8 protein-coding genes are annotated in these 8,816 nt (G+C 67.3%); 1 reads left to right on the forward strand and 7 read right to left on the reverse strand.

What is annotated here, in order from left to right; genetic code table 11:
• Window positions 1–143 precede the first annotated feature (143 nt).
• A complete protein-coding gene (locus I6U14_RS10785) occupies window positions 144–749 on the forward strand; it encodes a zinc-binding dehydrogenase (protein ID WP_296899217.1) in 606 nt (201 codons plus the stop codon).
• On the opposite strand, the gene I6U14_RS10790 is transcribed toward I6U14_RS10785, so the two are convergent.
• From I6U14_RS10790 to I6U14_RS10820, 7 genes are all read right to left on the reverse strand, one after another.
• Window positions 727–1,620, reverse strand: coding sequence for a sulfurtransferase (locus I6U14_RS10790; protein ID WP_296899219.1), 894 nt, complete (start codon window positions 1,618–1,620; stop codon window positions 727–729). The genes I6U14_RS10785 and I6U14_RS10790 overlap by 23 nt on opposite strands.
• A gap of 735 nt (window positions 1,621–2,355) precedes the next feature.
• Complete coding sequence (locus I6U14_RS10795; RefSeq protein WP_296899221.1) at window positions 2,356–3,033, reverse strand: exonuclease domain-containing protein; 678 nt, start codon at window positions 3,031–3,033, stop codon at window positions 2,356–2,358.
• Window positions 3,034–3,098: 65 nt separating this feature from the next.
• Window positions 3,099–4,964 (reverse strand): putative nucleotidyltransferase substrate binding domain-containing protein, encoded by a 1,866-nt coding sequence (locus I6U14_RS10800; protein WP_296899223.1) that lies wholly within the window; start codon window positions 4,962–4,964, stop codon window positions 3,099–3,101.
• Between the two features lie 237 nt (window positions 4,965–5,201).
• Complete coding sequence (locus I6U14_RS10805) at window positions 5,202–5,471, reverse strand: FeoC-like transcriptional regulator (protein ID WP_296899225.1); 270 nt, start codon at window positions 5,469–5,471, stop codon at window positions 5,202–5,204.
• Window positions 5,468–5,683, reverse strand: a complete 216-nt coding sequence (locus I6U14_RS10810; protein ID WP_296899227.1) for a hypothetical protein — start codon at window positions 5,681–5,683, stop codon at window positions 5,468–5,470. Before I6U14_RS10810 ends, I6U14_RS10805 begins: the two co-directional genes overlap by 4 nt.
• A gap of 66 nt (window positions 5,684–5,749) precedes the next feature.
• Complete coding sequence (locus tag I6U14_RS10815) at window positions 5,750–6,814, reverse strand: hypothetical protein (RefSeq protein ID WP_296899229.1); 1,065 nt, start codon at window positions 6,812–6,814, stop codon at window positions 5,750–5,752.
• Between the two features lie 481 nt (window positions 6,815–7,295).
• A partial coding sequence (locus I6U14_RS10820; protein WP_296899231.1) for a sodium:solute symporter family protein occupies window positions 7,296–8,816 on the reverse strand: 1,521 nt, incomplete at its 5' end.

Raw genomic sequence — 8,816 nt, forward strand, 5'->3', positions numbered from 1 at the left:
TACGAAGTGCGGGTTGGGGGGGGCGGTCAGGCGTGGTGCGGGGAGTGCGCGGCTCGGTCCGGTTCTGGTCAGATCGCCGGGGCCTTTTCTTTCGCGTCTTCACATGAGCCGGATCGAGAGTCGACACGCAGCAGCCAACGACCATGCGGGCGGTCCTGCTCACCGGCCACGGCGGGCTGGATAAGCTCGAGTATCGGGAGGACATCACGGTGCCGGCGCCCGGGCCGGGCGACGTGCTGATCCGCGTCGGCGCCGGCGGCGTCGGCTCCGCGGCCGTCCAGCTCGCTCGGCTGCGCGGGGCGGAGGTGATCGCGGTAACCCGGCCGGCGAAGGCCGATGCGCTGCGGGCACTGGGCGTGGTGCGCACTCTGTCGCGCGATGACGCGCCGGCGGCGGTGCTCGGCGCCGGCAGCGTCGATGTCGTCGTGGATCTGGTGGGCGACGACGGCTTCCCGGCGCTGCTGGATGTGCTGCGGCCCGGCGGGCGCTATGCGACCTCGGGCGCCATCGCCGGTCCATTGGTGACCCTGGATCTGCGCACGCTCTACCTCAAGGACCTGACCCTGCTGGGCTGCACGGCGCTGGATGCTGGGGTCTTCCCGGCGGTGGTGGGCTACATCGCAGATGGGCGTCTTCGCCCGCTGGTGGCCGCCACCTTCCCGCTGCGGCAGATCGCCTTGGCGCAGACGGCGTTCTTGGAGAAGCGCCACGTGGGGAAGCTGGTGCTCAGGGTTGCGGGGGAGGACTGATCCGGGGGTCGGCAGTCGAGCTGCGACTTGTTGGCCGCGCCGGGTCCCGAATCCATTCACTCCAGGAGCCGGCGTAGAGCCTGGAGCCGGCGAGCCCCGCCAGCTCCATGGCGAAGAGGTTGTGGCAGGCGTTGACGCCCGATCCGCAGCTGTGGGCGACGCGGGCCGGCGGGGTGTCGCCGAGGGCGGCGGCGAAGCGCTCGCGCAGGACCTCCGGTGGCAGGAACCGGCCGTCGGCGTCGAGGTTGCCGGTGAAGGGAAGGTTGATGGCGCCGGGGATGTGCCCCGCTACCGGGTCGATGGGCTCCTGCTCGCCGCGGAAGCGCTCTGGTGCGCGCGCGTCGATGACCTGCACCGTACCAGCCGCGAGCGCCGCCGCCAGCGCGTCCGTGGTGATCCAGTGCGTGTTGTCCGGCTCACCGGAGAAGGTGGTCGGGCTCGGCCGCGGAGCCTCGGCGGTGAGCGCGCCGCCCTCGGCCTGCCAGGCCTGGAGGCCGCCGTCCAGCAGCGCCACACGGCTGTGTCCGAGCCAGCGCAGCAGCCACCAGAGCCGCACCGCTAAGGCGCCGCCAAGATCGTCGTAGACCACGACGTCGGTCTCGCTGCCGACGCCGCAAGCTGCCAGCCAATGAACCAGCGCTTGGGGCTCGGGCAGCGGATGTCGGCCCGTGGAGTCCGCGACCGCTCCGGACAAGTGTTGATCGAGATGGGCGTAGTGGGCGCCTGGCAGATGGGCATCTGCGTAGGCTCGGGCTCCTGCATCGGTGTCGGTAAGCGAGAAGCGGCAATCGAACAGCACCAGCTGCGGGTCGCCGAGGCGCTGGCGCAGGGCAGGGGCAGGGACGCATGCAGGGAGGGGCTCGTGACTCATAGCGCTCCGGGGCGCCTGAACACGCCGTTTCCCGGAAGGCCGCCCGGGGCAAACCCTTGTCTGGTGTGCGGGTGCGTGCCGCGGACGGCGGTAAGGTCTGTTGCGCAGCAGCCACCGCGGCGGCGGGCACGCGAGTGATACCGGCGGCGCATTGCCTGCAAGGGCAAGCTCATGGCGACAACGGTACCAATGGCGCCCATGGCTGAGCGACACATTGGCGTCAAATAGACTACACTGTTTTCGAGAAACAACATAGGCTAGGTTGGTCGGGCGTATTCTGAGGCAGTCTGCTGGTTTGGGTTGTGGTTCCTGTGGCGAATACTCACCATGGCATGGCGTCGGCGCCGATAGACTGAGCGGCGGCTGATTTTGTGTATCGTTCTAGCAACAAATTGCGAGAGGCGACTAGATCAAGCGGCAGTCGGGGCGGTGGCGCGTGAATGCTGTTGGCAGCGGCAAACCACGCAAATGGGGTTCGGGCGGCTGCGTGAGGCGGCTGGTCACGGTCATCGCCGGCATGCCGCGAACGGGCATGGGTCGTGCGTTCCTCGGCGCCGAATCGATCGGCCGGCGCCGGGGGACGTGCGGCCCATCTTTTCTGCCGTAGAAGCCCCAGTACGTGTTGCTGGTCCAGGCTTCGGCCGAGCCTCGTCATGCAATGCGGGCCAAACAGTCTGCGCGGCTCTGCGCGGACGGCGAGCAGGGCTGCGGTGGGCCGATTGATCCCGACGAGCTTCACAGGAAATCCCCAAGCTTCATGCCGTGGCCCGTGTCACGATGGGCCGCCTGGGCCAAAAAGAGCTCTGCGGCAGACAGTGCATCGCTGAGCGCGTTGTGAGCGCCGTAGCGGGGCAGGTTGTAGCGCTCGCAGAGCGAATGCAGGCGCAGATCCGACCCCTTGAACGGAATCTGGCGGCGCTCGAGCAGTCGCCGGGCAACGGTCTGGGTGTCCAAAGCTCTCACTAGGAGTCCCTGGCCCCAGAGCCGCCTACAGGCGGCGGTCAAAAAGCGAAGCTCTACACGGGCGTGGTGGGCGATAAGCACACGACCGGCTAGGTCCGCCAGCAGCTCCGGCAGGGCAGTTGACAGCGCAATCCCGCTGGCGGCCACGTCGTCGGTGATCTGGTGGATGACGGCGCTGTCTGCGGGGATGTTGCCGCGCACACGAATCAATCGATGGCGGGCGCTGTTGAGCCGGATGCGGTTGCCCGCAAGACACACCCAGCCGATGCTCAGGATCTGGTCCCGGCGGGCGTTCAGGCCCGTGGTCTCCAGGTCCACGGCGACGTACTCCACGTCGCGGTAATCCCGCCGTGGTTGCGGGAAGGGCGCTTCGAGGTAATCCCGCAGCGGGCAGGCCGCGAGCCGGCGCAGGCGCCAACGCCGGCGCCATTCCAGAAGCAGGCGGCTCATGGCTGGGTCATGCCGAGATCATGTGCAGTAGCGGGCGCAAGCCGGTTGTCTTTCGGACCGGCAGGTCAGGCGAAGCGGCCGGCCTGATAGCGCTGGCCCAGGGACTCCTGCATCTTGTTGATGAGCGCGAAGGCATCCTTGAGATGGCCGCGCTCCAAAGGTGAGAGCTCTTCCGGCGACAGAAAGTTGTCTGCCATTTCGCCGCGCTTGAGCTGCTCGGCTTGGTGGCGCATGCGTAGGGTACCGATGAATTCGTAGGCATCTACCAGGTTGGCGGCGCCGTCGCTGCTCAGCGCACGGGCCGCGCCGGCGGCCCGCAGACGCTCCACGGTGTTGATCTCGTCCAAGCCCGCGGAGAGCGCGTAGACGCGGGCAAGGTCGACGATGGGGACGATGCCGCGGTGCTTGATATCGAAGGTCTGGTTATGCTCGCCGCCGCGGATCAGCACAAAGTTGCGGAAGAAGCCGATGGGCGGGCGATGTTTCAGCGCGTTGGCGGCCATGTAGGCGATGTAGATGGTCTCCTTCTTTGACATGGTGTGGATGCGCTCAGCGAGCTCCCCGAAGAGGCCTTCCGGATCGTGGATGGGCCTGAGGTCGAAGAAGACGCTGGAAAGCATCAGCGCCATGGGCTCCGGGCGCTTGATCCAGGTGTTGAAATACTTGGTCCAGATCTTCAGCGGTTGGCGCCATTTGTCGTTGCTGGCCATAACCTCGCCGGGGCAGTAGATATAGCCGCAGGCATCGAGACCGTCGTTGACCCGGCGGGCCAGCGCCTTGAAGTAGTCGTCGTCCTCCGGTTTCAGGTGGTCAGCGATCAGCAGTGCGTTGTCCTGGTCGGAGTAGGAAGACTGTTCCCGACGCGCCTGGGAGCCGCCCGCCATCCAACAGTAGGGTACCGGCGGCGCCCCTAGCTCCGCCTCGGCGAGCTCCAGCAGCCGGGTGGTGATGGCGTCGGTGACGGCGGTGATGGCCTGCCCGATCTGGCTCGCCGTGGCCCCTGAGTGCACCAACTGAATCTGAAGCTCCGTGAGGCGCCCGCTGATGCTCGCTAAGGTTTCCAGGGACCTCGCTTTGCGGATATCGCCGACCAGGTACACGGCATTGGCGCTTTGCACTCGCACTAGGTCCGAGGTCGACAAGACGCCGCGCACGCCGTTGTCGTCCAGCACCGGCAGATGGTGGACGTTGAGCCTCGACATGGTGATGAGCGCCTCGAAGCCGAGGGTGTCGTCGCGCACCGTGTGCAGGTGCTCAGTCATGATGCGGCGGACGGGCTCCTGCGGCGAAACGCCGGCCGCTAGGCAGCGGTTGCGCAGGTCGCGGTCGGTAATCATACCGACCAGCCGGCCCGCCTCGGTGAGCACCAATGAGGACACACGTGCCTCGCTCATGATGCGCGCAGCGTCGCGGATGCTGATGTCCGGCCCGCCATGCACCAGGGCTCGGTTCAGCAGGTCCCTCACCTGTACCGTCATGAGCGCCGTGCCGGCGGCGTCATGCGTCATGGCATCCAGCGCCGTGCGCAGGCGCTCGGACACCGAGGCGTCGAAATGCGCGGCGAATTCGACGTGGGCGGCCCGCAGGCGGTCGAGCTCCTCGCAGGGCAGCAGGTACGCCAGCGTGTCCTCGGTGGTCTGACCACGCAGGCCGCCCATGCTGGGGGCACCATCCCCGCAGGGTGACGGGCAGAGATCCCCTTCGGCGAGCTTGCTGATCAGGTTGCCGTCTGCGTCGCGCAGCTCGACGGCTCCCCGGCGCAGGATATACAAGTAGGGTCGGTCGTCATCCCCCGGTGGAAAGGGTGTGCCCCGGCGCAGATAGCGGACGGTGAGCCGTTGCGGAAGCCGGTCCAGGACCTCATCCGGCAGGCGGTCGAAAGGGGCGTTGCCGGCCAGGAATTCGCGGATCTCGATGAGCTCGACGTCCATCTGCGCCTCGTGTTTGCGGAGCCGGCACGCACCATCGCCGGGACGGCGGAACCATAACCCAATCGTCCGGCTGCGGCACGGCTCAACGCTGCGTCGCGTCAATGGGGGGCAGCGTCGAAACCCCGCCGCAGCAGTCAGCGGCGCCTGCAGTCGCTGCTGCCACTTCGAACAATGTCTGTCATTCCATTCTCGGCACTGTCACACAGCTGCGTTGGCGGGCGTTTGCGTTGCTTCAGCTCAGGTGGAGGTGGCCGGCGAGGCGGGCTCCGGACCGCTGGCGCTCGGGGCGTCGTCCACCCACTCGTAAAGCTCCGGCGCCGCCTGGTCGCACCTAGCGCAGGTGCCGCAGAGGCTGCCGGCGGGCAGCCTGCGCACCCGGCCCTTGCGCTCTAACGTCGCGAGCATGCCGCGAAGGGCGTCGGGGTCCGTGTCGAATCTGTTCGCCATGTCCACGAGCGAAACTCGGCGGTGCTCGGCGAGGTAGTCGCGTAGCCGGGCCAGGATCATGCTTCGGCGCATTCCGTCGCGGGGCCGTAGAGGCGCTGCCTATCCCGCAGGCTCAACCAGCCCAGGGTGATCGCCGCGGCGGCCAGCAGCGCGAGCATCGCGCCGATCCAGGCGGCGGCGGTCGCCGCCGCGCCAAGGGCGTTGCCGTCGCTGAGCGGGGCAGCAAGCAAGGCGCCGAGCAGGGCGCCCACGATAATGGTGGAGCGAGTCATAGTCTCTCCCGGTGAGTTGGGTCTGGTTGCGCCAGGGTTCGGTCATGCTTCAGCCTTGAAGAGCGTTCAGCTCTCCAGCGCGTTCATTAGGGATCGCCAAAAGTGCGGCTCACCCCGGCGGTGTGCGGCAGCGGTATCACCCCGGCCGGCGGCCCGTGTGGGTACGGGGGCGATGATAGCGAGTGCCCGGCCGTCGGCATCGTAGAGCCGCAGCTGCCGGCTGCCCCCATCACGGGTGTCCCCGCCCACCACCCAGGCGCTGTCGATGGCCGCGAGGTCGATCTCGAAACAGGTCGCGTCGCCGGTGAGCCTTGCTCGGCCCTGGGCGTACTCGTAGAGATGGAACGCGGCCTGCCGCCGCAGCACGAGCGCATCCGAGCCGGTGGTGAGCACCAATGGCAGCACCTCCTCGCACAGGGATCGCAGGGCGCAGGAAATCAGCGCCGGGTCCGCGGCCACGGCCGCTCCGCCGGCGGCTGCGGCGTCGCCTCGCAGCCGCGCGGGCTCGAGGGCCAGCTGCCCGGAGAGCTCCGCGGTATCCGTGAAGCCGGGCGCATCGGCGTCGTCCGCGCAGAGCGTCTGGAGCGCGCCGAGCGGGTGCCTCGACAGCGGCGCCAGCGCCGGCGGCGTCTGGCGGACCGGTACCACGCGCTCGGCACCGCGGAGGATGCCCCTCAACACCAGGTGCCAGAGCCACCAATCGTCGGCTGTCACTTGGCGTAGTCGCAGCAGCGGGCGTCCGAGGTCGTCCTCCAGCAGCAGGGCGTCCCCTGCCGGAGCCGCCGACAGGGCATGGCAGCGCGTCAGCAGCAGCCGGAATGACTGCTCCGTCCCGGCTAGGGTCGCCAGCGCGCTGTCTCCGCGCAGTGCGCCCAGCGAGATCCTGTCTAACAGGCGCACCCGCGCCGTCGCCAGCTCCAGGCCCAGGTCGCCGAGCAGGCTGAGGTCGGACAGGATCTCGAGCCAATGCCCGCTGAGGCGCAGGCCGGCGTCGGGATGGCGCAGGGGTGTGGGCATGGGCAGCCGCCCCTGCGGCGGCGCCGGATCCTGGCATGGCGCCGGGGCAGACGCCGCCGGTGTGTGCGCCTGCAGACGGTGATCGGGAACGGGTCGCAGCGTGGTCACGAGCATGCCTGTGTCTCCTGTGCATCGGCGTGGCCGAAGGCGGGATGGAAAGAAACACCTGGCTTGCCCGGGTTCCGATGTGGCCGCTGAGGGCCTGAACGCAGTCCTCGTGGCGGCCGCGTTTACATCGGTGTCAACTACGGCTGGCGTGGCGCATAAAAACGCGAACGATTCGCATTAACAGCATAATGCTCCGGGTCCAGTGAGGTCAAGCAGGGGCGGCTCCAGCGGCTATGGCCTCAACCCAAAGAGAGTAGTTAGACGGTCGCCAGGGGGCGCGGGGTGACTGGCAATCAACACCCTCGGCGACTCCGTGGGCTCTGCTTCCGCCGTCAGGTTGCGACCTTGCCGGTGGGTTGTCGGGCAGCGCGACTCCGCGCTTTGGATGCAGAGGACGGAGGCTCGCTTGCTGGCAATGGGAGCGCGGCGCAAAAAAAGCCCCGCTTGCGCGGGGCTGGAGGTCAGTGTGTCGTTGTTGGCCTCAGGCTCAGTGCCCGGTGGCCTCGCCGGCGCCGCGTGGCACGCGCACGTCTTCAACCAAGTGCTGGATGTGCTCCGGTGGCGCCTTGGTGACCGCCGCAACGATGAAGGCCACGACGAAGTTCACCAGCGCGCCAACGGCGCCGAAGGCATTCGGCGAGATGCCGAAGAACCAGTCCGGTCCCATACCCAGCTCCGGCATCAGGAACTCGGTGCCGGGCACGAAGAAGATCCCCTTGTGCTGGAACACGTACAGCAGCGTGACCGTGATGCCCGCCAGCATGCCGGCGATCGCCCCCGCGTTGTTCATCTTCTTCATGAAGATGCCCATCATCAGGGCCGGGAAGATACTCGACGCTGCGAGGCCGAAGGCGATGGCCACGGTGCCTGCCGCGAAGCCCGGTGGGTTGAGTCCGAGATAACCGGCCACGATGATTGCGCCGATCATGGAGAGGCGACCGGCGTTGAGCTCGGCCTTTTCCGAGATCCCCGGCATGAATACCCCCTTCAGCAGGTCATGCGAGATGGCCGAGCTGATGGCCAGCAGCAATCCCGCGGCCGTAGACAGCGCCGCCGCGAGGCCGCCGGCTACCACCAAGGCGATGACCCAGTTGGGCAGTCCGGCGATCTCCGGGTTGGCGAGCACCATGATGTCGCGGTCCACCTTGACCATCTCGTTGCCCTTCCAGCCGAAGGACTCGGCCTTCTCGGCGAACTCCGGATTGGTGTCGTCGTAGTACTGGATGCGGCCGTCGTCGTTCTTGTCCTCGAACTGCAGCAGGCCCGTGGTCTCCCACTTTTTGAACCACTCCGGGCGATCTTCGTACAGGAGGTTGCCTTCCTCGCTGCCTACCGGGCCGATTTGGATGGTGTCCATGAGGTTCAGGCGCGCCATGGCGCCGACGGCCGGGGCTGTGGTGTAGAGCAGGGCGATGAACACCAATGCCCAGCCGGCGGAGTAGCGTGCATCCTTGACCTTCGGCACGGTGAAAAAGCGGATGATGACGTGGGGCAGGCCCGCGGTGCCGATCATCAGTGACAGGGTGTAGACGAACATGTTCAGGGTGCTGCCCATCACCTGGGTGGTGTACTCCTTGAAGCCGAGATCCGTGACCACCTGATCGAGCTTGCCGAGCAGCGTCACACCGGTTTGCGCGCCGTCCTCCACGTAGCCGGCGCCAAGACCGATCTGCGGCAGCGGGATGCCGGTCAGGGTGAGGGAGATGAAGATGGCCGGGATGGTGTAGGCCAGGATCAGGACCACGTACTGGGCGATCTGAGTATAGGTAATGCCCTTCATACCGCCGAGCACGGCGTAGATGGCGACGATGCCCATACCGATGTAGAGGCCCACCTCGTAGCTCGTCTCCAGGAAGCGGGAGAAGGCCACGCCGATGCCCTTCATCTGGCCGATGACATAGGTGATGGAGGCCAGGATCAGGCAGATGACCGCGACGATGCGCGCCGCCTGCGAGTAGTAGCGGTCGCCGATGAACTCCGGCACCGTGAACTTGCCGAACTTGCGCAG

Source organism: Thiohalocapsa sp., assembly GCF_019695415.1.
Classification (GTDB): domain Bacteria; phylum Pseudomonadota; class Gammaproteobacteria; order Chromatiales; family Chromatiaceae; genus Thiohalocapsa.